Below are 25,489 nucleotides of genomic sequence, written 5' to 3'. Positions count from 1 at the left end.
GTGATGACGATGTGATGTGGAGTGCGTCTCGGTTCGTATTTTATCCGGGGCTTATCCGTGGTGGTTCCCGAAATTCAAGGGACCTTGGTCTCTATTCACCGCCACGCGGTTTCGGGAAGTGTCATAGCGCGGCACGGAAATGGTTCACCGCGGAGTCGCGTGGAGTTTCCCGCACGCTCACGCGCGCTTCGCGGTCACCGGCACCCGCCCGGAGGAGTGGCGTACGCCACACCCCCAGGTCAGAGCCGTGAGACAGGCACCATGCGGCACGCGCGATCACTCGCGTACGCTGTCGGCTCACTCGCCCCGAGGCCGGGCCGTCCCGCGGGCCTTCCCGGCCGGTGGGCCCGCCGAGCGCGAGGGACGCACTGGGAGGTACGCAGATGTCCGGGACCGCCACGGCCGGAGCACGCGCGCGTGCCGCCGGCGACGGTGCCAACCGCTGGATCGTCCTGGCCGTGCTCTGCGTCAGTCTGCTGCTGGTCGCGCTCGACGCGACCGTGCTGCACGTCGCCGTGCCGGCCGTCACCGCCGACCTCTCGCCCAGCGGGGTCGCGCTGCTGTGGATCGTGGACGCCTACCCGCTGGTCTGCGCCGCGCTGCTGATCCTCTTCGGCACGCTCGGCGACCGCGTCGGACGGCGCCGGATCCTGCTGACGGGGTACGCGATCTTCGGGGCGGCCTCGGCGGTCGCCGCCTTCGCACCCACCCCCGAGGTGCTGATCGGCGCCCGCGCCCTGCTCGGGGTCGGCGGCGCGATGATCATGCCGGCGACCCTCTCCGTACTGCGCGCGGTCTTCCCCGACCGGCGCGAACGCGCCATGGCCATCGGTGTCTGGACGGCGGTCGCCGCGATCGGCGCGGCCGTCGGTCCCGTCCTCGGCGGCTTTCTCGTCGAGCACTTCTGGTGGGGCTCGGTCTTCCTGATCAACCTCCCGCTGCTGGCCGTCCTGCTGCCGCTCGGCCGTTTCGTCCTGCCCGAGTCACGGGGCCCGGCCGACGGACCCTGGGACGTCACCGGCGCGCTGACGGCGGCGGCCGGGGTGCTCGGGGTGGTCTACGGCGTGAAGCGGCTCGGGGCGGGCGAGGGGCCGCTCACCCCCGCGACGCTCGCGCCGCTGTGCCTGGGCGCGGCCTTCCTGATCCTCTTCGTCCGCAGACAGCGCCGCCGCGAGCACCCGCTGATCGACATGTCGATGTTCGCCCGGCCCACCTTCGCCACCTCCGTCGGCTGCATCGTCCTGGCCATGCTGGCCCTGGTCGGCCTGGAGCTGATCGCCGTCCAGTACCTCCAGCTGGTCCTGGGGCTCAGCCCGCTGGAGACCGGACTGCGGCTGCTCCCGCTCACCTTCGCCGCCATGGCGGCGGGCGTCACGGGCTCCGCCACGCTGCGCCGGGCCGGACCGCGCCGGATGGTGGCCTGGGGCTTCGTGCTCACCGCCGCCGCCGTACTGCTGCTCGTCCTGATGGGGCAGCACGACCGGCCCGCGCTGCTGACCACGGGGTTCGTGCTGCTGGGCTTCGGGCTCCAGACCACGCTGTTCGGCGCGTACGAGTCGATGCTCAGCGAGGCGCCCGCCGACCAGGCGGGCGGCGCGGCGGCCATCGGCGAGACCTCGTACCAACTCGGCGCGGGCCTGGGCATAGCGCTGCTCGGCAGTGTGATGAACGCGGTGTACGCGCCGGGACTTGAATCGGTGCGGGGCGTGCCGCGCGGGGCGGGCTCGGCCGCGGCCGGCTCGCTCGGTGAGGCGTACCGGGTGGCGGACGGGCTCGGTGGGCCGGTCGGGGAGGCGCTGCGGACCGCCGCACGTAACTCGTTCGTGCAAGGACTGCATGTGACGCTGCTGGTGAGCGCGGCGTTGCTGCTGCTCGGCGCGGTGGCCGCGCTGCGGCTGCCGAGGCGCATGGAGTGCCCGCCGCCGGGGGCGGACGGGCCGCTCGCCGAACCGACGTCTGTACGTCAGCGCACCGCGCCCGGGCAGCGCCGCGTCGCGCCGCGCGTCGCGTCCGCGCCCGGTGCCGCGCGCGGGGCGCTCCCGGAGGCCGTCGTCCGGGCGAGCGCCGGGTCCGCCCGGCGGACCGGGTCTGGACGAGCGGCGCACTGAGCCGTAACGTCGCGACCGCCACCCGTAACTAGCACTGCTAGGTTCCACGCTCTGCGGCGGTCGCCCGATGGGGCGCCGTCCGCCGAGGGGCGCTGGTCATGGGCGGCGCGTCCCAGCCGTGCGAGCCGCCGGAGGTCTCCCCATGTCCGTACCGTCCGCCGCGAAGCCCCCTTCCGCCGCCGAGTCCCCGTCCGCGGCGAAGCCGCCGTCCGCCAGGAGAACGCCCTCCTTCGACCCGGGCGATCCGCTCGGCCTCGACGACCTGCTGTCCCCCGAGGACCTGGCGATCCGCGACACCGTGCGCGCCTGGGCCGCCGACCGGGTGCTGCCGCACATCGCCGACTGGTACGAGCGCGGTGAGCTGCCCGGCGTCCGGGAGCTGGCCAGGGAACTCGGCGGGCTCGGCGCGCTCGGCATGTCCCTGACCGGGTACGGCTGCGCGGGCGCCAGCGCCGTGCAGTACGGGCTCGCCTGTATGGAGCTGGAGGCCGCCGACTCCGGCATCCGCTCCCTGGTCTCCGTACAGGGCTCGCTCGCCATGTACGCGATCCACCGCTTCGGCTCGGAGGAGCAGAAGGAACGCTGGCTGCCCGCGATGGCCGCGGGCGAGACCATCGGCTGCTTCGGCCTCACCGAGCCCGACCACGGCTCCGACCCGTCGGGCATGCGCACCCGCGCGCGCCGCGACGGCACCGACTGGGTGCTCACCGGCCGCAAGATGTGGATCACCAACGGCTCGGTGGCCGGCGTCGCCGTCGTCTGGGCGCGGACGGACGGCGACGGGGGCGACGGTGGCGCGGGGGACATCAGGGGATTTCTCGTACCGGCCGGAACCCCTGGCTTCTCCGCGCCCGAAATCACCCATAAGTGGTCACTGCGTGCCTCGGTCACCAGTGAACTGGTCCTCGACGAGGTGCGGCTGCCCGCCGACGCCGTACTCCCCGGAGCCGTCGGGCTGCGCGGTCCGCTCACCTGTCTGAGCTACGCGCGCTACGGAATCGTCTGGGGCTCGATGGGGGCGGCGCGCGCCTGCTTCGAGGCGGCGCTCCAGTACGCCGGGGTGCGCGAGCAGTTCGGCCGGCCGATCGGCGGCTTCCAGCTCACCCAGGCCAAGCTGGCGGACATGGCCCTCGAACTGCACAAGGGAATCCTGCTCGCCCACCATCTGGGGCGGCGGATGGACGCGGGGACGCTGCGGGCCGAGCAGATCAGCTTCGGCAAGCTCAACAACGTGCGGGAGGCGATCGAGATCTGCCGGACCTCGCGGACGATCCTCGGCGCGAACGGGATCTCGCTCGAATACCCGGTGATGCGCCATGCGACGAACCTGGAGTCGGTGCTCACCTACGAGGGAACCGTGGAGATGCACCAACTCGTCCTGGGCAAGGCGCTCACCGGCCTCGACGCCTTCCGGTGAGGCCCTGGAACCGGTGAGCGCCCTGCTCAGCTCTGGTTGAAGAAGCCGTCCTGGCGCCCCGCCGACTCGTCGCCCGAGACGATCTCGGTGTCGGCGGGGGTCAGCAGGAAGACCCGGGTGGCCACGCGCTCGATCGAGCCGCGCAGCCCGAAGATCAGTCCGGCCGCGAAGTCCACGACCCGCTTGGCGTCGGCCGGTTCCATGAGGGTGAGGTTCATGATGACCGGGGTGCCCGCCCGGAAGAGTTCGCCGATGGCGCGGGCGTCCCGGAAGCTCTCCGGGGAGACCGTGGCGATTCTGCGAGCCTGCCGTTCCGGGGCGGCCTCGGGGGCGACCCGCATGCGCGGCTCGCTCTTCCAGCCGTCGCCACTCTCCGAACCCCCGGCGTACTCGTCGTCGTAGTAACGCTCGTCGTTGTCCTCAACGAGGCCCAGCCAGGCACTCGCCTTGCGCACCGATCCCATGGACGCCTCCTTTCACCGCGGTCACATGACGTTCCCTATCCCTATGGTCGTCCATCATGCGGATCGCGCGCCAAGGGGATAGTCGGCGCGCAGGCGATCCGTGACGGTACTGGTGCAGAAGATGTGGCGGTTCGTCAAGGTTCTTCCAGCATAAGGCCCATGAATCGACCCAAAATATTATGTTCCGTCCAGACGGGTGACGCGGGGGACGTACGGGTGAATCGGCGGGGGCGGTCGCTCACTCGTTACGATGCGCTCCGCTCAGGTGGAACGGCTCACGGGGGGACAAAGTGTTCGGAATGGTCAGACCCTGCGCGTCACCCACTACGACGGCCTCACCGTCCCGGTCCTGACGGTCGCTCAGGCCGGCCGCGACCCGGCGCGACGGCGCACACCCGTACGGCGCCGGGCCGGAATATCCGGGCACCGCGCGGCGCTCCTCCGGAGGACCTCCCCGGCCCCCGGGGCCGTCCGGAAAGGCTGATCAGCATGAGCACGGATTCCACCGCCACCGCAGCGCTGGAGTGGCACGAGTGGCACGAGCGCCGCGCCGCCGCCGTCACGGCGCCGTACGGGCCGCTCTCCCTCGTCGCCACCCACTGGCTCGCCGACCACCCGGAAGGGCGCGTTCCGGGGCTGCCGGGGGTGTGGCGCGAGGCCGGCGACGAGGTGACGCTGACGGCGGCGGCCGACGACGGGCTGACCGCCGACGGGCAGCCGCTGACCGGGGAGATCGCGCTGACCGCCGACAGCGGCCCGTTCGAGGACTCCCGGATCGCGGCCGGGCCGCGCAGGCTGGTCGTCCTGCGCCGTGAAGGGCTCTGGGCCGTACGGGACTTCGACCCGGGCTCCGCCGCGCGGCGCGCCTTCCGGTCCGTGGAGGCCACCCCGTACGACGGCCGCTGGACGCTGCCCGGCCGATTCCGGCCGTACGACACGGGCCGTACGGTACGGGTCGAGAACGCCGACGGCCGGGAACGCGGCCTCGGGCTCGGCGGCGAGATCGTCTTCACGGCCGGCGGCGCGGAGCACACCCTCCAGGTCGCGGTCGAACCGGACGGCTCGCTCTGGGCGGTCTTCGCCGACGCCACCAGCGGCCGGAGCAGCTACCGCTTCCGCTTTCTGCGGCCCGGCGCACCGGCCGCCGACGGGACGGTGACGGTCGACTTCAACCGGGCGCTGCTGCCGCCCTGCGCCTTCGCCGACCACTTCATCTGCCCGTTCCCGCCGCCCGGCAACACCCTCCCGATCGCGGTCCCGGCGGGTGAGCGCACCGTACGCACGGACTGATCCGTGCCGGTCGCCGGCGTCTCCCGTGACACCCGGGCACCATGCGCACCACTGGTCACGCGTACGGCCAAAAGGCCCTCTTGCGCCGGGAGTTGAGGCGGCCAATACTCCCGTGCAGCGCCGGTCGGGGCGTGGTGCGGTCAGGAGACCCCTGTCCGCCCCGCGCCGTCGAACCGCGCCTCACGGGCCCCGGAACCCCACAACGGGCCCCCGATTCCCCTCGGGAGGAACGACCAGTGAGGATCAAGCGCACCAACCCCCTCAGCGCCATGACGAGACGCGCGCGTCTGATCGCCGTCACCACCGGACTCGCCGCGGCCGCGGCGCTCGCGATGCCCACCGCGAACGCGGCCCCGGCCCCCACGTTCAGCGCCAACCAGCTCTCCGCCGCGAGCGAAGCCGTCCTGGAAGCCGATGTCGCGGGCACCGCCTGGGCCGTCGACCCGGCGACCAACGCGCTCGTCGTCCAGGTCGACTCGACCGTCACCCAGGCCGACATCGCGAGCCTCAAGCAGGCCGCCGGCTCCAACGCGGGCGCGCTGCGCGTCGAGCGCACCCCGGGCAAGCTCTCCAAGCTCATCTCGGGCGGCGACGCCGTCTACACCAGCAGCTGGCGCTGTTCGGCCGGGTTCAACGTCCGCAGCGGCAGCACGTACTACTTCCTGACCGCGGGGCACTGCACCGAGGGTCTCCCGGCCTGGTACACCAGCTCGGCGGGCACCACCAGCATCGGTCCGTCGGCCGGCTCCAGCTTCCCCGGCAACGACTACGGTCTCGTGCGGTACTCCAACACCGCACTGGCGCACCCCGGCACCGTGGGCAGCGTCACCATCACCGGCGCGGCCAACGCGACCAACGGGATGTCGGTCACCCGCCGGGGCTCCACGACCGGTATCCACAGCGGATCGGTGACGGGTCTCAACTACACCGTGAACTACGGCAGCGGTGACATCGTCAACGGTCTGATCCGCACCACCGTCTGCGCCGAGCCCGGCGACAGCGGCGGCCCGCTCTACTCGGGCTCGCTCGCCATCGGCCTGACCTCGGGCGGCAGCGGTAACTGCACCTCGGGCGGCACCACGTACTTCCAGCCCGTGACGGCGGCCCTGAGCGCCTACGGGGTCAGCCTCGTCTGACCGGCCTGCGACCGACCGACAGGGCCCGGCCCTGACAAGGGTCCGGGGGCGAGTCTCCGCCTGGTTCTCCGGCGGGGGCTCGCCTCCGTCTCTCCGCGAGGACGCCGGGGCGCGCGCCCGCTGCGCGCGGGAGCGCGGAAAGCCGGTCACGTGATCTGGTGCGACGGCGTCGAACGCGCCCGACACCGGGTCCCGGCCCCCGCCTGACCGGCCGGTCACCTCAACTCCGGTGCCGCGCCGGCCAGTCCGTGTGCTGCGGCGGGACGACGTGCTCGGTCTCGTACACCGCGCTCGCCCACTGCTCCAGCGCCAGGAAGAGCGCCGGCAGGGCCAGCGCCGTGAGGGTGGCCGACCGGAGCCGACGCACCCGCCCCCGGGTGATCTCGGACGAGGCGACCCACTGGGCAGCGCACCGGCCGGCCGAACACGCCAAGGCCCACGCCCTCGATTGCCCGGGCGCGGGGCCGGATCTGTAAGGTCACACCGCGGACCGTGAACGGAAAACACCGTTCGTACGTGGCACGGATTCAAGACAGGACTAGTCCTCACCGGCCGCCGACACAGCCGTCACCCCATGTGTTCCGGGGCCCCGAAATCCCCTTCCCGGCAGGGGTTTCGCCGCTGCCGCCAGCCGACACCTCTGCTCGCGTGATCGTCCTGAAGCCGACCTTGTGTTCGGCTGACCGGTCTCGCAATAGTGGGCCGCCTCATCCCCGCGCCGGATCCCCCACATACTCCGGCGCGGGCCCCACAGGAGGTTGATCTTGAGTCATCGGCGTATATCCAAGAAGCGTGTGACCATGGCGGGCGGCGCCGTGGTGGCGCTGGCCCTCGCGGGTGTCACGCTCCAGAACGCGAACGCCAGTGAGGAGAAGCCCCCGTTCGAGCCGAAGACCCTGTCGGCGACGGCGGCCGGCACCCTCGCGTCCACCCTCGGCGGGAATCTCGGCGGGAGCGCGGCCGGCTGGTACTACGAGGCCGGTTCCAAGGCCCTCGTGATGAATGTCGTCGACGAGTCGGCGGCCGAGACCGTGCGGCAGGCGGGCGGCAAGGCCAGAGTCGTCCAGTACTCCACCGCCGAGCTGAGGAGCGCCCGGCAGACCCTCGCCGACCGGGCCACCATTGCGGGTACGTCCTGGGCGGTCGACCCGGTCACCAACAAGGTGGTCGTCACGGCGGACCGTACGGTCACCGGTGACGCGTGGGACACGCTCAGCGGCGTGGTGGAAGGACTCGGCGGCAAGGCCGAACTCAAGAAGTCGGCGGGGGAGTTCAAGACCTTCGTCTCCGGCGGGGACCCGATCCTGGGCGGCAACGCGCGCTGCTCGCTCGGCTTCAACGTGGTCAAGGACGGCGCGCCGCACTTCCTGACCGCCGGGCACTGCACGGAGTCCATCCAGACGTGGTCCGACGCGCAGGGCGACCGGATCGGGACGACCGTCGCCTCCGCCTTCCCGGCGAGCGACTTCGGGCTGGTCAAGTACGACGACGCCGCCGCGGACGCCCCCAGCGAGGTGAACCTCTACGACGGCGGCAGCCAGCGGATCGCCCGGGCGGGCGAGGCGGTCGTCGGGCAGCGGGTGGTCCGCAGCGGCTCCACCACCGAGGTCTCCGACGGCCAGGTCACCGGGCTCGACGCCACGGTGAACTACGGCAACGGCGACATCGTCAACGGGCTCATCCAGACCACCGTCTGCGCCGAGCCCGGCGACAGCGGCGGCTCGCTCTTCGACGGTGACACGGCGCTCGGGCTGACCTCGGGCGGCAGCGGCGACTGCACCTCGGGCGGCGAGACGTTCTTCCAGCCGGTGACGACGGCGCTCGCCGAGGTCGGCGCGGAGATCGGCGACGGGTCGGTCGCGGGCGACGCCACCGGCGACGACACGGGTGCGGGCGACGCCGCCGGTGACGGCTCCGGCGCGGGCGAGGCCGCCGGTGACCAGGCGGGCGCCCCGGCGGGTGACCAGGCCGGTGACGCTGTCGGCGACGCGAACGAGGGCGGGAACGCCGACGGAAACGGCCACGGTTCCGCCCACCGGAGTGGCAGCCGGTCGGACTGACCGCCCCTCCCACCCGCACCACCCGCACCACCGGCTCACCGCAGGAGCCCGGACCGCCCGCTCGGCGGTCCGGGCTCCGCCGTGTGTCCGGGGCCGGAGAAACACATCGCACGCACGTTCGAAACTTGGTCTATGGTGGAGCGGGACAAGGGGGGTGAGAACGGACTGATCCAGGAATCCAGGAGGTGCGGATGCCCGGCTTCACGCATCTGCGCACCGTCTCCGGATTCTCCCTGCGCTACGGGGCCTCCCACCCGGAACGGCTGGCGCGGCGCGCCGCCGAGCGCGGCATGGACGCCGTCGCCCTGACCGACCGCGACACCCTCGCGGGCGCCGTCCGCTTCGCCAAGGCATGCGCGAAGGAGGGGGTGCGGCCGATCTTCGGCGCGCAGCTGGCGATAGGCGAGCGCCCGGCGCGCGAGCGGGACCCGCGCGAGGGGCACTCCGGCGCCACCACGCGCCGGCGCACCCCTGTGCGCGGCGGCGCCTTCGTCGACGAGTCCGCGCCCCGCGCGCTCTTTCTCGCCAGGGACGGCGCGGCGGGCTGGGCCGAGCTGTGCCGGCTCGTCTCCACCGCGCACGCGGCGGGCGAGGGCGGCCCGCTGCTGCCCTGGTCCGACAACCACGGCGCGGGACTGACCGTCCTCCTCGGCCCGGACTCCGAGACCGGCCGCGCCCTCGCGGCGGGCCGCCCCGACCGGGCCGCCCGGCTGCTGGCGCCCTGGCGGGAGATCTACGGCGACGCGCTGCGCCTGGAGATCGTGCACCACGGACGTACCGGTACGGGGGCGGGCACCGGCCCCGGCTCGCTGCGCCACGCCGCCCGTACCCTCGGCTTCGCCACCGAGCAGGGCGTCCGCGCGGTGCTCAGCAACGACGTGCGCTACGCCGATCCGGGGCAGGGCCCCGTCGCCGATGTCCTCGACGCGGCCCGCCTGCTGGTCCCCGTCGATCCGCGCCGGGGCCTGGACAGCGGCGAGCGCTGGCTCAAGGACCCGGACGCGATGGTCCGCACCGCCGAGCTGGTCGCGGAGGCGGCCGGGTTCCGCCGCGACACCGCGCACCGGCTGCTCGCCCTGACCGAGGAGACGGCGGCGGCCTGTCTGGTCGACCCCGAGGACGATCTCGGGCTCGGCTCCGTCCACTTCCCCGAGCCCCGGCTGGTCGGCGCGGACCGCCGCACCGCCTCCCGGGTGCTGCGCTCGCGCGCCGCCGCCGGGATGGTGCTGCGCGGCTACGACCGGCGCCGCGACCACCGGGAGTACTGGTCGCGGCTCGACGCCGAGCTGGGCACGATCGACCGGATGGGCTTCGCCTCGTACTTCCTCACCGTCGCCGGGGTCGTCGACGACATCCGGGGGATGGGCATCCGGGTCGCCGCGCGCGGCTCGGGCGCCGGTTCCCTGGTCAACCATCTGCTGGGCATCGCGCAGGCCGACCCGGTCGCGCACGGGCTGCTGATGGAACGCTTCCTCTCCACCCGGCGCCCCGGTCTGCCCGACATCGACATCGACGTCGAGTCCGCCCGCCGGCTGGAGGTCTACCGCGCGATCCTCGACCGCTTCGGCCCCAGCCGGGTCGCGGCCGTCGCCATGCCCGAGACCTACCGGGTGCGGCACGCCGTACGGGACGTGGGCGCGGCCCTCTCCATGGACCCCGCCGAGATCGACCGGATCGCCAAGGCGTTCCCGCACATCCGGGCCAAGGACGCCCGCGCGGCGATGGAGGAGCTGCCGGAGCTGCGCGAGGTGGCGCGGGACAAGGGCCGCCGCGCCCGGATGTGGGAGCTGGTGGAGGCGCTGGACGCGCTGCCGCGCGGCGTCGCCATGCACCCGTGCGGCGTGCTGCTCTCGGACGCCTCGCTGCTGCGCCGTACCCCGGTGGTGCCGACCAGCGGCGAGCACTTCCCCATGTCCCAGTTCGACAAGGAGGACGTCGAGGACCTGGGGCTGCTCAAACTCGATGTGCTGGGCGTACGGATGCAGTCGGCGATGGCGCACGCGGTCGCCGAGATCGCGCGGGCCACCGGGGAGCCGGTGGACATCGACGATCCTGAGCAGGTGCCGGAGGGCGACCCGGAGACCTACCGGCTGATCCGGTCCGCCGAGACGCTGGGCTGTTTCCAGATCGAGTCGCCGGGCCAGCGCGATCTGATCGGCAGGCTCCAGCCGGCCACCTTCCACGATCTGGTGGTCGACATCTCCCTCTTCCGGCCCGGTCCGGTGGCGGCCGACATGGTGCGGCCGTTCATCGAGGCCCGGCACGGCAGGGCGCCCGTCCGCTTTCCCCATCCCGACCTGGCGGCGCCGCTGCGCGAGACCTGCGGCGTGGTCGTCTTCCACGAGCAGATCATCCGGATGGTGGACATCATGACCGGCTGCGGCCGGGAGGAGGCGGACAAGGTGCGGCGCGGTCTGTCCGACCCGGAGTCGCTGGGCCGTATCCGCGCCTGGTTCGACCGGCTGACCCGGCAGAGGGGGTACGCGCCCGACGTCGTGGCGCGCGCCTGGGAGATCGTCGAGGCGTTCGGCTCGTACGGCTTCTGCAAGGCGCACGCCGTGGCCTTCGCCGTACCGACCTATCAGTCGGCGTGGCTCAAGGCGCACCACCCGGCGGCCTTCTACGCCGGGCTGCTCACCCACGACCCGGGGATGTACCCGAAGCGGCTGCTGCTGGCGGACGCGCGGCGGCGGGGGGTGCCGGTGCTGCCGCTGGACGTGAACCGGTCGACGGCCGCTCATAAAATCGAACTGGTGTCTGGTGAGGGGGGTGGCGGCTCCATCTGGGGGGTGCGGCTGGCCCTCCTCGACGTGCACGGCATCAGCGAGGCCGAGGCGGCGCGGATCGAGGCCGGGCAGCCCTACTCCTCGCTGCGCGACTTCTGGCAGCGGGCCAGACCCGCCCGCCCCGTCGCCGAACGGCTGGCGCAGGTGGGCGCGTTGGACATGTTCGGCGCCAACCGGCGCGATCTGCTGCTGCATCTGTCCGAGCTGGCCGGCGCGCGGCGCGGCGCGGGCGCGTACGGTGACCAGCTTCCGCTGGAGGGAGGGCGGCGTACGGCCCCCGCCGGGCTGCCCGACCTCGGGGACGCGGAGCGGCTCAGCGCCGAGCTGGGCGTCCTCGGCATGGACGCCTCACGCCATCTGATGGCGGACCACCACGCCTTCCTGGACGAGCTGGGGGCGCTGCCGGCCAAGCGGCTGCGGGAGGCGGAGCACGGCAGGACCGTCCTGGTCGCGGGCGCCAAGGTGGCCACGCAGACCCCGCCGGTCCGCTCCGGGAAACGGGTCATCTTCACCACGCTGGACGACGGTACGGGCCTGGTCGACCTCGCCTTCTTCGACGACAGCCACGAGGCGTGCGCGCACACCGTCTTCCACTCCTGGCTGCTGCTGGTGCGCGGGGTGGTGCAGCGGCGCGGTGCGCGGAGCCTGAGCGTGGTGGGCGTGGCGGCCTGGAACCTGGCGGAGCTGGTGGAGCTGCGCAGGACGGGCGGCCTGGAGGCGGTCGCGGCGGCGCTGGACGCTCCCGTCCCCGCTTCCGGTTCCGCTCCCGGTTCCGGCTCCGGTTCCGCGCCGGGCGGCTCCGGCCGGCGTATCCAGTTGGCCACGGGCTACGAGCTGAACCCGTGGGCGGATCTGCGGCCGCCCGGCGAAGGAGCCGCGACCGGCCGGAAGTTCTGGCACGCCAGCCCGGGGAGCGCGGGATGATCCTCTGCGTACGGCTCGAAGGGAAGAACGGCGCCGAAGCCGCGCCCGCCGCGCTGCCGGCGCTGCTCGGCCTCGCCGAGGACATCAGCCCCGTGGTCCAGGCGCTGCCGCCGGACGCCGCGCTCGTCGATGTGCGCGGCGCGCGGCGGTACTTCGGGCGGGACGCCGCCGGGATCGCCGCCGTGCTGCGGGTGCGGGCGCTCGCGCACCTCGGCGTCGGCTGCGCGATCGGCGTGGCCGCCACCCCGCTGCTGGCGCGGATGGCCGCCCGGCGGGCCGCGCCGGGAACGACGCTCGTGGTGGCGGACGACGAGCGCGCCGTACGGGAGTTCCTGGCGCCGTGCCCGGTCGCCGCGCTGCCCGGCGTCGGCGCCGCGACGGCCCGCGCGCTGCGCTCGTACGGACTCGACACCGTCGGCGGGACGGCGGACGTGCCGCTCTCGACGCTCCAGCGGATCGTGGGGGTGCGCCCGGGGCGTGAGCTGTACGAGAAGGCGCGCGGCATCGACCGTACGGTGGTCGCCCCGAACGCCGCAGCGCGCTCCGTCGCCGCCGAACGGTCCTTCCCCCGGGACGAGTTGGACCACGAGCTGCACCGCAGGGCACTGCTTTCGATCACCGAGGAACTGGGGACCGGGATGCGCGGCGCGGGAACGGTGTGCCGCTCGCTGACCCTCACCGTGCGCTACGCGGACCGCTCCACGACCACCCGTACCCGCGCGCTGCGCGAGCCCACCGCCCACTCGGCCGCGCTCGCCGCCGCCGTATACCGCGTCCATGAGTCGCTCGGGCTGCAACGGGCGCGGGTGCGGGGCCTCTCGGTACGGGCCGAGGGGCTGGTGGCCGCCGAACGGGCCGCCCGCCAGCTGACGTTCGACCCGGTGGACGAGCGGGCGCGGCGGATCGAGGCGGTGGCGGATCTGGCGCGGGCGAGGTTCGGTCCACGGGCGATCGTGCCGGGGTCGCTGGCCGCGTGAGGGCGGGGTGCGGCATGAGGTGAGGGCGCGCCGGCCGGGGCCGGACGAAGGGGCGCTCACGGGGCGGGGAGAGGGGGCGCGGGCCGCGGGAGTTTTACCGGCACGTAACTTCCCTTCTTCACCTTACTCGTGCGTAACTTGACCTGCACAGCCGCCAATGTGGTCCGGGCCACAGGGCTGACAGTCATCGCAATTCCCTTGAGCCGCAAGGAGATCGCCTGATGCTGCCCTGGAAACGCGCGCTCGGTACGCTGGCCGCGCTACTGCTGGCCACCACGGTCACGGTCACCCCCGCCGTCGCCGCGACCAGCTCCCCCTCCACCGTCGCCGCAGCGCCGAGCAGCGGCTGGAACGACTACGCGTGCAAGCCCTCCGCCGCTCATCCCCGCCCCGTCGTCCTCGTCCACGGCACGTTCGCGAACTCCGTCGACAACTGGCTCGGACTCGCCCCGTACCTGGTGAACCGGGGCTACTGCGTCTTCTCCCTCGACTACGGCCAGCTCCCCGGCGTCCCGTTCGTCCACGGCCTCGGGCCCGTCGACGCCTCGGCCGGCCAGCTCGCCGCGTATGTGGACAGGGTGCTCGCCGCCACCGGCGCGGCGAAGGCCGATCTCGTCGGCCACTCCCAGGGCGGCATGATGCCGCGCTACTACCTGAAATTCCTCGGCGGGGCGCCGAAGGTGAACGCGCTGGTCGCCATCGCGCCCAGCAACCGCGGCACCACCCTGCTCGGGCTGACCCGGCTGCTGCCGTACTTCCCCGGCGCCGAGGACCTGCTGACCGACAAGACCCCGGCGCTGGCCGACCAGATAGCCGGGTCCCCCCTGCTGACCAAGCTCAACGAGGGGGGTGACACGGTCCCCGGGGTGCGCTACACGGTCATCGCGACCCGGTACGACGAGGTGGTCACCCCGTACCGCTCCCAGTTCCTGACCGGCTCCGACGTACGGAACGTGCTGATCCAGGACCTGTGCGCGCTCGATCTGTCCGAACACGCCACGATCGGCCTGGCCGACCGGGTCGCCTTCCACGAGGTGGCCAACGCGCTCGACCCGGCGCGTGCCACGCCGACCACCTGCGCGTCGGCGATCGGCTGACCGCGTCCGCGCGACCGCCGTCCCTCCGGCGGTCGCGCGGACGAGCCGGGCATCAGCGCCCGTGGCGCCCGCCGCCCGAGGCGACGGCCCTGCGGCGCGCCGTACCGAACATCACGGCGGCGCCCAGCGCGAGGGCCGCCGCGCCGCCGACGGCGAGGTAGGGGGTGGTGCCGCTGCCACCGGTCTCGGCGAGGTTCTCCTGAGCGCCGGCGGGCTGCTCGGCCTCCTGCGCGACCGGGGCACCCGCGGCCTTGGCCTCGGGGGCGTTGGGGGCGGTGGTGCCGGGGGCGGCGGAGGCGTCCGCCGGCTCGTCGGCGACACCGGTCCCCGCCCCGGCCTCGGTGGGGGAGGGCGCGGCCCCCGTACCGGCTCCCGCCCCGTCCCCGCCGTGGCCGTGGTGGTCGACGGTGGACTTGTCCGTACCGTCCTCGATCTTCTGGTCGGTGGGCGCGGAAGCCTCCGGCGCCGCGCCGCCCGCACTGCCGTTGTCCGCTCCGAAGACCACGTCCGAGCAGGTGTAGAAGGCTTCCGGGCTGTCCGAGCGCTGCCAGACGGAGTAGATCAGATGACGGCCCGTCCGGTTCGGGACGACGCCGTCGAAGACATAGGCGCCGTCCTCCAGCTTCGGGTCCGTGACCGTGAGGAAGGGCTTCTCCTCCAGGTCCGACCACTTCAGCGGCTTCGCCGGGTCGTAGCCGTCCTTGGTCACGTACAGCTCGAAGGAGCCCTTGTGCGGCGCGGTGGCCTTGTAGCGGAAGGTGCGGTTGCCGGCGGTCATGGCGGACGACGGCCAGTCACCGCGCGCCAGGTCGAGCCCCTTGTACTTGTCCCGGCCCGCGCTGCACAGCTCCCCGTCGGGGATGATCTGCCGGTGGTTCCCGGCGGCGTCGGCGATGTTGACCTCGTTCCAGTCGTAGAACGCCTGCGCACCACTGGCCGCGACCGCCGCCTTGCACGCCTCCGAGCGCGGGCTCTCCGGCCCCTCCGCGAAGCACGCGGCGACCCGGCTGACGGGATCCGTCATCGACCCGTGGGCGGCGGCGGGCGTGGCGGCGAGCCCGGCCAGCGCGAGCGGGGCGAGGCCGAGGGTGACGATCCCGATGGCCGTGCGACGAGGGGTCATGAACGGATTCTCCTTCTGGGCGGCAGGGGGAAAACAGCCGGAGCGACCGGCGGCCTCCCCGCCACCGGACCGCTCCAGCGCTCAGCAAGCTAGCCGCTCCGAACCCCGAAATCGCCTGTTCGGAGGGGGTGATGGCGATTCTTATGCTCCCCTTAAGGCGAGGCTAAGCGACCCCTGAGAAAGGGACACGGCGCGCGGGCCGGGCGACGCCGCCGCGGATACGGCTCAGGTCCGGGCCGGCGCCGAACGGCTCCGGTAGGGTGACCGTCGCACGCGCGAACGACACGTCCCCGGCGGACGCGTCCCCACCGAAGGAGGCGAGACCCATCACCGCTGTACCAGGCCGGGCGCTCCCTCCTCACGGCCGCGCTGTCCCTCGGAGTTAGGTGACCGCCGGGAGTGCCCCATCGGCATCCCCGAAAGGCTCACCCATGTCCGTCCCTTCCTCCGCTTCCCCCGCCGCCGCTTCCTCCGCGCCGGCTCCGCCTCTCCTCCTCTCCCCGGTGGCCACGGCCGCTGTGGTCGCCCGGCTCCGCGCCGCCGGGTGCGTCTTCGCCGAGGACGAGGCGGCCCTGCTGCTCTCCGCGGCTTCGACGGTGGCCGGACTCGACGCCCTGGTGGAACGCCGCGCCGGGGGACTGCCCCTCGAACAGGTCCTGGGCTGGGCGGAGTTCCGCGGACTGCGGATGGCCGTGGACCCCGGGGTCTTCGTCCCCCGCCGCCGTACGGAGTACCTCGTCGACCGGGCCGTCCTCCTCGCCCGGCCCGGCGCCGTCGTCGTGGACCTGTGCTGCGGCTCCGGCGCGCTCGGCGCCGCGCTGGCCGCCTCCCTGGACGGGATCGAGCTGCACGCCGCCGACATCGACCCCGCAGCGGTGCGCTGTGCCCGGCGCAATGTCGGCCCGGTCGGCGGCCATGTCCACGAGGGCGACCTGTACGACCCGCTGCCCGCCGCGCTGCGGGGCCGCGTCGATGTCCTGCTGGCCAACGTCCCGTACGTACCCACCGAGGAGATCGGCCTGCTTCCGCCCGAAGCCCGTATCCACGAGGCCAGGGTCGCCCTGGACGGCGGCGCCGACGGCCTCGACGTCCTGCGCCGTGTGAGCGCCGGCGCGCGCGGGTGGCTGGCGCCCGGCGGCTGTCTGCTCTTCGAGACGAGCGAGCACCAGACCCCGGCGGCGGTGGAAACGGTCGCCCGCGACGGGCTCGTCCCGCACGTGGCCCACGCGGAGGAGCTGTACGCGACGGTGGTCGTCGCGACCGCCCCGGCCGGCCCCGGCGCGATCGGCCGGGACCCGGTGGTGTGACCGACGACGACCAGCCGCCGGTCCGCGTCACCACAGCCGCTGTCCCGCTGACCCGCTGGCTGCCGTCCGCCGACTCCCGGCCGGACCCGCCGCGTTGTCAGTGGCGACTGGCACCATCGGGGCATGACCACCGACGACTGGGACTCGCTCGCCGACACCTTCGACCAGGAGCCCGACCATGGCCTGCTGGACCCGGTGGTCAGGGCCGCCTGGGCCCGGCGAATGGCGGGATGGCTGCCGGGGGAGCCGGGGCGGGTGCTGGATCTCGGATGCGGTACGGGGAGCCTCGCGCTGCTCGCGGCCGAGGCGGGGCACCGGGTGACGGCGGTCGACCGGTCGCCGCGCATGGCCGCGCTGGCCCGCGCGAAGCTGGCGGGGACGGACGCCGGGGTGCTCGTCGGGGACGCGACCGGGCCGCCCGTGGCGCGGCAGGCGTTCGATGTGGTGCTGGCCCGGCACGTGCTGTGGGCGCTGCCCGATCCCGAGGCGGCGTTGCGCGGCTGGGCGTCGCTGCCGCGTCCCGGGGGACGGCTGGTGCTGATCGAGGGCGTCCGGTCAGGCGCGGGCCTGCCCGCCGCGCGGCTGGTCGCCGCGCTCGGCCCGCTCGCCGAGCGGGTCCATCACGAGAGGCTCTCGGCGGACCCGGCGCTCTGGGGCCGCGCCGTCGACGACGAGAGATACGCGCTGGTCGCCCGGCTCGCCCCGGCCCGACGCCACACCGAGGTCGTCGATGTCCATCTGATCGTGCGCCGGGGAGACGAGGTGCTGCTCGCCCGCCGCGCGGGCACGGGCTACGGGGACGGCCTGCTCAACGCGCCTTCCGGGCATGTCGAGTCGGGGGAGGACGTGCGGGCGGCCATGATCCGGGAGGCGGCCGAGGAGATCGGGATCTCGCTCGCGCCCGGCGATCTGCGCGTCGCGCTCGTCATGCAGCACCGGGGGCCGGCCGGCGCGCCCAGGGTCGGCTGGTTCTTCGAGGCGGAGTACGGCGCGGGCGGCGTGCCCGTCAACCGCGAGCCCCACAAGTGCTCCGGGCTGTCCTGGCATCCGCTCTCCGCCCTCCCCGACGACATGATCGCCTACTGCCGCGCGGGCTTCGACGCGTATCGCACGGGCGAACGGTTCGTCATCCACTGGCACGAGGACGGCGATCCGATCGCCCATCTGCCGGCCGGGCCCGACCGGTCGGTTCCCCTTCCGGCCACGGACCGCAGGCCCTGAAGGCGGGGACGCCGGGCCTGCGCCGTACCCCCGCGCCCGTTCCGGCGTGTTCCGGCCAGCTGTGCCGCACGGCGCCCGGTGGCGGTGGGTCGTGGGGGACAATCGCTCCGTGACCTTGAAGATCGTGATCGACCCGGCCGCCGTGACCGCCCCGTACGAGCAGCTGCGCACCCAGATCTCCGCGAAGGCCCGCTCCGGCGCGCTGCCCGTGGGCTACAAACTCCCCACCGTGCGAGGGCTCGCCGAGGAGCTGGGGCTGGCCGCCAATACGGTCGCCAAGGCATATCGCGCGCTGGAGACCGACGGGGTGGTCGAGACACGCGGCAGAAACGGTACGTTCGTGGCGGCGGCGGGCGAGGCCGCCGACCGTGAGGCCGCCGCCGCCGCGCGGACCTACGCCGAGCGGGCCCGGCGGCTGGGCCTCGGCCGGGCCGCCGCGCTGGCGGCGGCGGAGGAAGCCGTACGGGCCGTCTACGCGAAGTGACCCGCGCGGTACGGCCGTTGTGACCCGCGCGCCCGGCCGCGGCCCGTGAACGCCCGGCCACGGCCCGCGCGCCGCGCACCGGCCCGCGCCGGCGGCGCGGGCCGTGCTCACAGATACAGCCCGGCGTCCGTGCCGAGGTGCTGGGACGGGACCGACGCCGGGCCCGTCCCCCGCCGCAGCGCGTACAGCTCGGCCAGCGTCGCGCCCTCGCGGCCGACAGCGGCCTCCCAGTCGTCGCTCGGGCCGGGGCCGCCGTCCCCGTCCCGGCCCCCGTCCCGACCGCTCAGCCAGGACACCGCCTCCGCACGGGTCAGTGATCCCACCTCGATCCTGGCCAGGCAGCGGCCCGGCCGCACCACCGCGGGGTGCAGCCGCTCCAGATCCTCGTTGGTCGTCACCCCCACCAGCACGTTTCTGCCCTGGCCGAGCAGCCCGTCGGTGAGATTCAGCAGCCGCGACAGCGCCTGCCCCGCCGTGTGCCTGGCCTCGCCGCGGATCAGTTCGTCGCAGTCCTCCAGCAGCAGCAGCCGCCAGCGGCCCTTGGCCGTGCCGTCGTCCTCGCCGATCGCGATGTCCATCAGATAGCCCACGTCGTTGAAGAGGCGCTCCGGGTCCAGCACGCAGTCGACCTGGCACCACTCCCGCCAGGACCTGGCCAGGGTGCGCAGCGCGGAGGTCTTTCCCGTGCCCGGCGGCCCGTGCAGCAACAGCAGGCGTCCCGAGATGTCGTCCGGGGTCACCTTCATCAGCCGGTCCAGCGCGTCGGCGACCGGCGCGGTGTAGTTGGGCCTGACCTCGTCCCAGGCACCGGCCGCGATCTGCCGCGCGGTGCGGTGCGGACCTCGCCTGGGGGAGACGTACCAGAAGCCCATGGACACGTTCTCCGGCTGGGGTTCCGGATTGTCCCGCGCGCCGTCGGTCGCCTGCCGGTGGATCTCCTCGGCGAGTTCGGCGGTGACGGCCGTTACCGTCACATCGGCGCCACGGTTCCAGCGGGACACCAGCAGGGTCCAGCCGTCGCCCTCCGCGAGGGTCGCGTTGCGGTCGTCGTCGCGGGCCCGGCGCAGCACCGAGGAGTCCGGTGGCAGCAGGGTCGAGCCGGGCTTGACCCGGTCGATGGTGGAGCTGTGGGAGTACGGCTGCTCGCCCGTCGCGAAGCGGCCGAGGAACAGTGCGTCGACCACGTCCGACGGTGAGTCGCTGTCATCGACGGTGAGCCGGATCGGCAGTGCGTCCTGTGGCTTGGCAGACATGTCGCACATGATCCGGCACAGGGGCCCGCCGCGCATGGTGTTTTGCCCGTGGCGGGGCCGTGACATCACCGCCGAAACCGCCACGGGCACACCACCGCGTCACACACGTCCCGTCGACACCGCCGCCGCCACCTCGGCCGCCGCCCCGGTCGCCACCGACGCCGCCCGGCGGACCCGGCGCACCACCGCGTACCCCTTGGTCAGCGCCCGGTCCCGGGCGAAGCCGACGCCGAGGCGGCGGCCCTCGACCAGCCGCGCGAACTCCCCGATCCCGGTGGTACGCCGTACCGTCATCCGCTCCAGGGCGTACGGGCCCTGGCAGCGCCCGGCCGGCGCGTTGCCCACCGCCATCGCCTGGGCGAACCCGGCCGCGCGCACCGCGCGCCGCACCCGGCGGCTGGAGTAGCCGTACGGGTAGGCGAAGGAGACGGGCGCCGCGCCCAGCTCGGCGGCGAGGATCTCCCGGCAGCGCCCGGTCTCGAACGAGAGCCGCTCGCCGTCGAGTTGGTCCAGCTGCGGATGGGTGTGGCTGTGGCCGCCGATCTCGGTGCCCGCCAGGGCCAGTTCCCGCACCTGGTCCCAGTCGAGCATGGTGTCGGGCGCGCCGCCCTCGTCGTACCGGCCGCGCAGCCACCCCGTCGAGACGAACAGCGTCGCGGTGAAGGCGTACGAGGCGAGCACCGGCAGCGCGTGCCGGTGGACACCCTCGTACCCGTCGTCGAACGTGATGAGTACGGGCCGGCGCGGCAGCGGCTCGCCCGCGCGCCAGGCGGCGGCCAGCCGCGCCGTGGTGACCGGGGTGCGTCCCCGCTCGTGGAGCAGCTCCATCTGCTCGGCGAACGCCTCGGGTGAGACGGACAGGGCGTAGGCGGAGGGGGCGGGCCGTCGCGCGACGGCGTGGTACATGAGGACCGGCACGGCGTCCGGTGGCGCGGCGCCCCCCGCCGCCGGCCCGCGCTCCACCGGGACCGTGAGGTCCGCCGCGCCCGCCGGTCGTGTTGACCGCGTTGATCGTGCCGCTCCGGCCGGTCGTGTCGTCACGCGGCGGCTCCCCGGGGCGTGCGGGCGCTGCCCTCGTGCGCGTCGGGCTCCCGGGCGCCGGGCCGTTCGACCGGCCCGGCGGAGAAGGCCGTGGGCCGTACCCGCGCGCGGGCACGGCCCACCAGATAGCCGGCCGCCGTCATGGCCACTCCCACCAGGATCGCCCCGGCGCGGGCGAATCCGCCCGGCCGCCCCCGTACCCCGTCGCGCAGGGCGCGCACGACCCCGACCGGGAGCACGCGGGTGGTGTAACGGCGCTCGGACGAGAGCCCCTTGCCCGCCCCCACGCTGCCGGCGACCAGCGCTTTGGACAGCCCTTCCGCGTACGCGCGGGTACGGAAGTAGCCGAACCGCTCGCGGGACGCCGGGACCCGGTGGTGGATGACCGCCCGGTCGTCGATCAGGAGCACCGCGTCGGGTACGGCGTCGGAGAGCCGGATGCACAGCTCCGTCTCCTCGCACCCCAGCGGGCGCTTGTCGCCGTCCCGCCCGATACCGGTCGCGAACCCGCCCGCCGCGTCGAAGGCCGTACGCCGGAAGGAGGCGTTCCCGCCGAGTACGTTGCGGACCCGTACCCGCCCTTCGGGCAGCCCCCGGTAGGTGCAGCCGACGACCCAGTCGAACTCCTCGGGGAACCAGACGGGCCTGTCGCCCGACGCCCACACGGGCAGGGTCCGGCCGCCGACGGCCAGGACGCGGGGGTCGTCGCCGTACGCCTCGTCGAGGCGGCGCAGCCAGTCCCGTTCGGCCACGGCGTCGTCGTCCAGGAAGGCCACGTACGCGCCGCGCGCGACGGCGATGCCGGTGTTGCGGCCCGCCGAGAGCCCGCGGGGCCCGGCGTTGGCCAGGACCCGCACCTCCCCGCGTTCCGTGTCCCCCTCGTACTCCCGGACGAGCCGCTCCAGCAGCGCCGGGTTGTGGTCGACGACCAGCAGGGTCTCCAGGGCGGGCGGCGACTGCCGCCGTACCGATTCGACGGCGGCCCGGATGTCCTCCCGGCGTTCTTCCGTGTAGACGCAGATCACCACGGAGAACGGCCGGCGCGGGCGGTCCGGGGAGTGACGCGCGCTCACGACGCCTCACCCCGCGGCACACCGATCCGCGGCGCGGCCGGGCGGCGCCGGGTCGAGCGGGGGACGCCCCGCTCGCGCAGGATCACTCCGAGGACCCGGAGACCGTCCCTGACGGCTCTCAGATTGCTGGCCCCGTGGATGCGGTCGTACTCGTGACTCGGTATCTCCTGCACCTTCAGCCCCGCCTTGACGACCCGGATGTTCATCAGGGTCTCCACCTCGAAACCGGTGCAGTCCAGCGTGATCGCGTCCAGGCAGTGCCGCCAGAAGGCGTTGTAGCCGTAGCACAGATCGGTGTATCTGGCGCCGAACTTGGCGTTGACGGCGGCGCACAGGAGCCGGTTGCCGAGCCTGCGTATCGCCGTCATGTCGTCCGTACCGCCGCCGTTGGCGAAGCGTGAGCCCTTGGCGAAGTCGGCGCCGGAGACCAGCGCCGACACATAGGAGACGATCTCCTGGCCGTCGGCGGATCCGTCCGCGTCGACCATCACGATGATGTCGCCGGTGCACGCGGCGAATCCGCTGATCAGGGCGTCGCCCTTGCCCTTGCCGCGCTGTTCGACGACCTTGACGTCCGGCCACAGCTCGCGCGCGACCCGGATGGTGTCGTCGGTCGAGTCGCCGTCCACCAGGACGACTTCATGGATCCACCCGGGCAGCGTCCTGAAGACGTACGGGAGGTTCTCCGCCTCGTTCATCGCCGGGATCACGACGCTGACGGGCGGGGCGATCGCGAGGTGCAGGGAGACGGGCCGGTAGCGCGGTCTACCGTCCGGCAGGCCGTGGCGCGTATCGGCCGCCTCGCCGTACGGACCGTCGTAAGGACCGCTGTACGGACCGCTGTAGGGACCGCCGTGCGGATGGCTGCGCGGGGGACCGTACGTCCTGTCCGCCGTCCGGCCGGAGGCGTCTGTGTCCTCCGGGGACGGAACGGCCAACGGATCCTCGCCCGGTACCGCCGGGCGCAGAAAAGCGCTCACGAGTCTCGTTCCCTCTCGTCCGGTGGACCGCCCGCCCCTGGGGCGGTCCGGCTGTGTTTCCGGTTCGAAAGGGGGGTTCTCACCCCGCCCATGACGAAAGGGAGCTCCGTACCGGAACTCCCTGCTGGACGGGTGAGTCGTGGTGCATGCCGCGCGGCAGCCGACCCGGCACGACGTGCGGTCGCCGAGCGCGGCACCCCCCTGATGCGCCCCGCCCCGGGAACGTCGCGACGCCTGCGCCCTCCCCTGAGCCGCTTTGCATGACGGTCCGATGCGGGTGAATGTACGACGGTATTGAGAATGCAGACGGTATGGCAAGAGCTGGAACGGGGCTGCCCTTTTTACTTCTTTGGCCGTACTTCAACGGTCACTTCCGGAACCTCCCTGATCGAATACGTTCAATCCGGTCATAGCGAGCGAGTGATGTGAGGGCGTAGGGGGAGGATGGGGGATCTTGAGCGGAACCCTCACCTAACGTTCTTGGCATGGACACTTCCAGTGAACCGGTCCGGCTGGTACGAAAGTTGAGGCAGAGATCCTGCTAGGGAGAGGTCCTATGAAACTGTCCAGACTCACAGCGTTCTCCACCTCGCTGCTCCTCGGCGCCGTCCTCGCTCTCACCGGAGCCGCCTCGGCCCAGGCCCGGGAATCGGTTGCCGCCATCGACTACGTGGCGCTGGGTGATTCCTACTCCTCCGGCGTGGGATCCGGCAGTTACGACAGCGCGAGCGGTGACTGCAAGCGCACCCCCAAGGCGTACCCGGCTCTCTGGGCGGCCTCGCACTCACCCGCGACCTTCGCGTTCACCGCCTGCTCGGGCGCTCGTACGGGTGATGTGACCGCGAGTCAGCTGGGCCCGCTCAGCTCGGCCACGGATCTCGTCAGCATCACCATCGGAGGCAATGACGCCGGCTTCTCCGATGTCATGACCACCTGCGTCCTCCAGCCGCAGGCCACCTGCCTCAACCGCATCGCCACGGCCCGCGCCTACGTCGACTCGACCCTGCCGGGGAATCTCGACTCGGTGTACACGGCCATCAAGGCCAAGGCGCCCTCCGCGCGCGTCGTCGTCCTCGGCTACCCCCGCTTCTACAAGCTCAACGGCAGCTGCCTCGCCGGGCTGAGCGAGACCGTGCGCGCCGCGATCAACGGCGCCTCCGACTATCTGAACGCGGCGACCGCCAAGCGCGCCGCCGACCACGGCTTCACCTTCGCCGATGTCGCCGGGGCGTTCACCGGCCACGAGATCTGCACCAGCTCCGCGTGGCTGCACAGCCTCAATGTGCTCAACGTCGGGGAGTCCTACCACCCCACCGCCGCCGGCCAGACCGGCGGCTATCTGCCGGTCTTCACCTCGGCGGCCTAGCGGGCGTGGCCGGCGGCGGGCCCGGGAAGCACGCCGCCGGCCCTGTCCCCGACCTCGTCCCGGCCTCGTCCCGGCCTCTCGTCCGGGCCTCTTGTCCTGATCTGCCCCGCTTGCCCCGGTGCCCCTCCGTGAGGGCACTCGGACATCTTGGGCAAAGTGTCCAACTCGCCCTGAAATCAGATGGATAGGGCGCCGGATGTCCGTCCCCGTACGAGTGTGGTTTCCGCCGGAGGCGGGATACACGGGTGGCTGGAAGGGGCGATAGGGTTAACCTGCCCGGGCCGGTTGCCCTCGTACGGGTGGGGAGTGAAATGAATCAGATAACGGTACACAGCAGGGCGCGGGTCCCTGCGATCACCTGCGGGAGCAGCGCGTCCAGTTCGCGTCTCGACCGCCATCTCTCGGTGCTCGGCGGTCCCGCCGTCCCGCAGCGGGAGACCGTCGAGGCGACGCTGCTGATGCGCGAGCTGACCTCGCGCGACCGCTCGCGGACGCATCGGAACAAGGGCGCGCGGGTCTCGCTCTTCGCGCCGCTGCGCCGGCTGCGCCGCTCGCTGTTCGGCGGCCGCCGCTGACCCTGCGGCAACACGGCTCACGGCGTGCCGGCGTCCCCGCGTCACGGCGCCGTACGCTCCACCGCGTCAGCGCGGCCGATCCACCGGTCCGCCGGTTCCCGAGCGCTCCGACGCGGCCCCGGCGCAGTGCCATCCCCGCTCGTCCGTTTCGTCACGGCTCGCGGCAGTGCGCCGGTCTCCCCGGCTCCCGGCCTCCCCGGTCACTCCCCCCGGGGGCGGCCCGATCCCGCCGCTCGCTCCCGCCCGCCGAAGGCGCTCCGGCGCTCACGCCCGTGCGGTAACGCCCCCCTGGTCTCCAGGAGGGCGTTACTCGTCGTGGGCCCGCGACCCGTGGCCGTCAGTGGGCGGCCGTGTGCAACGGGGCATGGTCACGCTCGTACCCGGCGAGAGCCAGGCCCAGCGTGAAGAACGTCGGCGCCCACTCCCCGACGAAGATCCCCCACCGATCGGCCCGCTCTATCCCGGCGGCCTCGGCTTTCATCGAGCCGCACCACGATGCGACGGACAGGCCGATGGATATGAATCCGGCCGTGTAGGCGTGCTCGGACGTAACGCCTTTCTCGTGCAACATTTTGACGATCATGACTCTCCCGGCGGGTAGAAAACAGTCCCTTCCACCGTGACCCCGAACCGGGCAGTCCGCATCTGGGGGCGCCGCGGTCGGAGTGCCGCCGTCCGGCGGGGAGTGGATCTTGCGAAGCCCTCGACGGCCTGCTACGGCAGGCGCTTCCGCGCCCTGTACGGCTGTTCGGCGCTCGGGTGGGGAGGTGTGAACGCCGGACGCGCCGCCTTGGCGTCGCGACGGGG

The 25,489-nt window shown here is 73.3% G+C and carries 20 protein-coding genes and 1 pseudogene; 13 read left to right on the top strand and 8 right to left on the bottom strand.

What is annotated here, in order from left to right:
* Window positions 1–383 precede the first annotated feature (383 nt).
* Both ACFY6S_RS13160 and ACFY6S_RS13155 read left to right on the top strand, forming a co-directional pair.
* Window positions 384–2,108, top strand: coding sequence for an MFS transporter (locus ACFY6S_RS13160; RefSeq protein ID WP_388826697.1), 1,725 nt, complete (start codon window positions 384–386; stop codon window positions 2,106–2,108).
* A 118-nt stretch (window positions 2,109–2,226) separates the two neighbouring features.
* The gene (locus tag ACFY6S_RS13155; protein WP_388826694.1) at window positions 2,227–3,525 is read left to right on the top strand and encodes an acyl-CoA dehydrogenase family protein; all 1,299 of its coding nucleotides are present in this window, start codon (window positions 2,227–2,229) and stop codon (window positions 3,523–3,525) included.
* A gap of 26 nt (window positions 3,526–3,551) precedes the next feature.
* Here the strand turns inward: ACFY6S_RS13155 and ACFY6S_RS13150 are convergent, their stop codons facing one another.
* On the bottom strand, window positions 3,552–3,989 hold the full coding sequence (locus ACFY6S_RS13150) for a cell division protein SepF (RefSeq protein ID WP_388826691.1): 438 nt from the start codon (window positions 3,987–3,989) through the stop codon (window positions 3,552–3,554).
* 489 nt (window positions 3,990–4,478) lie between these two features.
* Here ACFY6S_RS13150 and ACFY6S_RS13145 point away from each other — a divergent pair, with 489 nt between their 5' ends.
* The gene (locus ACFY6S_RS13145; RefSeq protein WP_388826688.1) at window positions 4,479–5,279 is read left to right on the top strand and encodes a DUF1684 domain-containing protein; all 801 of its coding nucleotides are present in this window, start codon (window positions 4,479–4,481) and stop codon (window positions 5,277–5,279) included.
* 236 nt (window positions 5,280–5,515) lie between these two features.
* Window positions 5,516–6,415 (top strand): S1 family peptidase, encoded by a 900-nt coding sequence (locus tag ACFY6S_RS13140; protein WP_388826685.1) that lies wholly within the window; start codon window positions 5,516–5,518, stop codon window positions 6,413–6,415.
* A gap of 220 nt (window positions 6,416–6,635) precedes the next feature.
* Here the strand turns inward: ACFY6S_RS13140 and ACFY6S_RS13135 are convergent, their stop codons facing one another.
* Complete coding sequence (locus ACFY6S_RS13135) at window positions 6,636–6,782, bottom strand: hypothetical protein (protein ID WP_388826683.1); 147 nt, start codon at window positions 6,780–6,782, stop codon at window positions 6,636–6,638.
* A 397-nt stretch (window positions 6,783–7,179) separates the two neighbouring features.
* Between ACFY6S_RS13135 and ACFY6S_RS13130 the strand changes: the two are divergent.
* The 4 genes and pseudogenes from ACFY6S_RS13130 to ACFY6S_RS13115 form a co-directional block, all read left to right on the top strand.
* A pseudogene (locus ACFY6S_RS13130) lies at window positions 7,180–8,262 on the top strand (S1 family peptidase); the annotation flags it as partial.
* A gap of 404 nt (window positions 8,263–8,666) precedes the next feature.
* Window positions 8,667–12,185 carry a DNA polymerase III subunit alpha gene (locus ACFY6S_RS13125; protein WP_388826680.1) on the top strand — a complete coding sequence of 1,173 codons (3,519 nt, stop codon included), beginning with the start codon at window positions 8,667–8,669 and terminating at the stop codon, window positions 12,183–12,185.
* Window positions 12,182–13,162, top strand: a complete 981-nt coding sequence (locus ACFY6S_RS13120; protein ID WP_388826677.1) for a hypothetical protein — start codon at window positions 12,182–12,184, stop codon at window positions 13,160–13,162. The genes ACFY6S_RS13125 and ACFY6S_RS13120 overlap by 4 nt, the downstream gene beginning before the upstream one ends.
* Before the next feature lie 221 nt (window positions 13,163–13,383).
* A complete protein-coding gene (locus ACFY6S_RS13115; RefSeq protein ID WP_388826674.1) occupies window positions 13,384–14,259 on the top strand; it encodes an esterase/lipase family protein in 876 nt (291 codons plus the stop codon).
* A 52-nt stretch (window positions 14,260–14,311) separates the two neighbouring features.
* Here ACFY6S_RS13115 and ACFY6S_RS13110 read toward each other — a convergent pair whose 3' ends face one another.
* Window positions 14,312–15,382 carry a lytic polysaccharide monooxygenase gene (locus tag ACFY6S_RS13110; protein ID WP_388826671.1) on the bottom strand — a complete coding sequence of 357 codons (1,071 nt, stop codon included), beginning with the start codon at window positions 15,380–15,382 and terminating at the stop codon, window positions 14,312–14,314.
* 431 nt (window positions 15,383–15,813) lie between these two features.
* Here ACFY6S_RS13110 and ACFY6S_RS13105 point away from each other — a divergent pair, with 431 nt between their 5' ends.
* The 3 genes from ACFY6S_RS13105 (at window position 15,814) to ACFY6S_RS13095 (ending at window position 18,394) form a co-directional block, all read left to right on the top strand.
* The gene (locus tag ACFY6S_RS13105) at window positions 15,814–16,689 is read left to right on the top strand and encodes a putative protein N(5)-glutamine methyltransferase (RefSeq protein ID WP_388826668.1); all 876 of its coding nucleotides are present in this window, start codon (window positions 15,814–15,816) and stop codon (window positions 16,687–16,689) included.
* A 123-nt stretch (window positions 16,690–16,812) separates the two neighbouring features.
* The gene (locus ACFY6S_RS13100) at window positions 16,813–17,910 is read left to right on the top strand and encodes a methyltransferase domain-containing protein (protein WP_388826665.1); all 1,098 of its coding nucleotides are present in this window, start codon (window positions 16,813–16,815) and stop codon (window positions 17,908–17,910) included.
* A 109-nt stretch (window positions 17,911–18,019) separates the two neighbouring features.
* On the top strand, window positions 18,020–18,394 hold the full coding sequence (locus ACFY6S_RS13095; RefSeq protein WP_388826662.1) for a GntR family transcriptional regulator: 375 nt from the start codon (window positions 18,020–18,022) through the stop codon (window positions 18,392–18,394).
* 107 nt (window positions 18,395–18,501) lie between these two features.
* Here ACFY6S_RS13095 and ACFY6S_RS13090 read toward each other — a convergent pair whose 3' ends face one another.
* From ACFY6S_RS13090 to ACFY6S_RS13075, 4 genes are all read right to left on the bottom strand, one after another.
* Entirely contained in the window at window positions 18,502–19,647 is a 1,146-nt protein-coding gene (locus tag ACFY6S_RS13090) for a DUF5925 domain-containing protein (RefSeq protein WP_388826659.1), read from the bottom strand.
* Between the two features lie 99 nt (window positions 19,648–19,746).
* Entirely contained in the window at window positions 19,747–20,553 is an 807-nt protein-coding gene (locus tag ACFY6S_RS13085; RefSeq protein ID WP_388826850.1) for a polysaccharide deacetylase family protein, read from the bottom strand.
* Between the two features lie 131 nt (window positions 20,554–20,684).
* Window positions 20,685–21,761 carry a glycosyltransferase family 2 protein gene (locus tag ACFY6S_RS13080; protein ID WP_388826656.1) on the bottom strand — a complete coding sequence of 359 codons (1,077 nt, stop codon included), beginning with the start codon at window positions 21,759–21,761 and terminating at the stop codon, window positions 20,685–20,687.
* A complete protein-coding gene (locus tag ACFY6S_RS13075; RefSeq protein WP_388826847.1) occupies window positions 21,758–22,540 on the bottom strand; it encodes a glycosyltransferase family 2 protein in 783 nt (260 codons plus the stop codon). Before ACFY6S_RS13075 ends, ACFY6S_RS13080 begins: the two co-directional genes overlap by 4 nt.
* Window positions 22,541–23,297: 757 nt before the next feature.
* Here ACFY6S_RS13075 and ACFY6S_RS13070 point away from each other — a divergent pair.
* Both ACFY6S_RS13070 and ACFY6S_RS13065 read left to right on the top strand, forming a co-directional pair.
* A complete protein-coding gene (locus ACFY6S_RS13070) occupies window positions 23,298–24,107 on the top strand; it encodes an SGNH/GDSL hydrolase family protein (protein ID WP_388826651.1) in 810 nt (269 codons plus the stop codon).
* A 311-nt stretch (window positions 24,108–24,418) separates the two neighbouring features.
* A complete protein-coding gene (locus tag ACFY6S_RS13065; RefSeq protein WP_388826648.1) occupies window positions 24,419–24,682 on the top strand; it encodes a hypothetical protein in 264 nt (87 codons plus the stop codon).
* Window positions 24,683–25,019: 337 nt separating this feature from the next.
* Here ACFY6S_RS13065 and ACFY6S_RS13060 read toward each other — a convergent pair whose 3' ends face one another.
* Complete coding sequence (locus tag ACFY6S_RS13060; protein ID WP_388826645.1) at window positions 25,020–25,265, bottom strand: hypothetical protein; 246 nt, start codon at window positions 25,263–25,265, stop codon at window positions 25,020–25,022.
* Window positions 25,266–25,489: the final 224 nt, after the last annotated feature.

The sequence above is a fragment of the Streptomyces sp. NPDC012835 genome, from assembly GCF_042900885.1.
Classification (GTDB): Bacteria; Actinomycetota; Actinomycetes; order Streptomycetales; family Streptomycetaceae; genus Streptomyces.
This window is presented reverse-complemented; position numbering and strand designations above follow the sequence as displayed.

Coding starts and splice junctions, on each gene's coding strand:
- ACFY6S_RS13160 (WP_388826697.1), top strand. CDS start 384: ATGTCCGGGACCGCCACGGCCGGAGCACGCGCGCGTGCCGCCGGCGAC.
- ACFY6S_RS13150 (WP_388826691.1), bottom strand. CDS start 3,989: ATGGGATCGGTGCGCAAGGCGAGTGCCTGGCTGGGCCTCGTTGAGGAC.
- ACFY6S_RS13145 (WP_388826688.1), top strand. CDS start 4,479: ATGAGCACGGATTCCACCGCCACCGCAGCGCTGGAGTGGCACGAGTGG.
- ACFY6S_RS13125 (WP_388826680.1), top strand. CDS start 8,667: ATGCCCGGCTTCACGCATCTGCGCACCGTCTCCGGATTCTCCCTGCGC.
- ACFY6S_RS13120 (WP_388826677.1), top strand. CDS start 12,182: ATGATCCTCTGCGTACGGCTCGAAGGGAAGAACGGCGCCGAAGCCGCG.
- ACFY6S_RS13115 (WP_388826674.1), top strand. CDS start 13,384: ATGCTGCCCTGGAAACGCGCGCTCGGTACGCTGGCCGCGCTACTGCTG.
- ACFY6S_RS13110 (WP_388826671.1), bottom strand. CDS start 15,382: ATGACCCCTCGTCGCACGGCCATCGGGATCGTCACCCTCGGCCTCGCC.
- ACFY6S_RS13105 (WP_388826668.1), top strand. CDS start 15,814: ATGTCCGTCCCTTCCTCCGCTTCCCCCGCCGCCGCTTCCTCCGCGCCG.
- ACFY6S_RS13100 (WP_388826665.1), top strand. CDS start 16,813: ATGACCACCGACGACTGGGACTCGCTCGCCGACACCTTCGACCAGGAG.
- ACFY6S_RS13090 (WP_388826659.1), bottom strand. CDS start 19,647: ATGTCTGCCAAGCCACAGGACGCACTGCCGATCCGGCTCACCGTCGAT.
- ACFY6S_RS13085 (WP_388826850.1), bottom strand. CDS start 20,553: ATGTACCACGCCGTCGCGCGACGGCCCGCCCCCTCCGCCTACGCCCTG.
- ACFY6S_RS13070 (WP_388826651.1), top strand. CDS start 23,298: ATGAAACTGTCCAGACTCACAGCGTTCTCCACCTCGCTGCTCCTCGGC.
- ACFY6S_RS13065 (WP_388826648.1), top strand. CDS start 24,419: ATGAATCAGATAACGGTACACAGCAGGGCGCGGGTCCCTGCGATCACC.
- ACFY6S_RS13060 (WP_388826645.1), bottom strand. CDS start 25,265: ATGATCGTCAAAATGTTGCACGAGAAAGGCGTTACGTCCGAGCACGCC.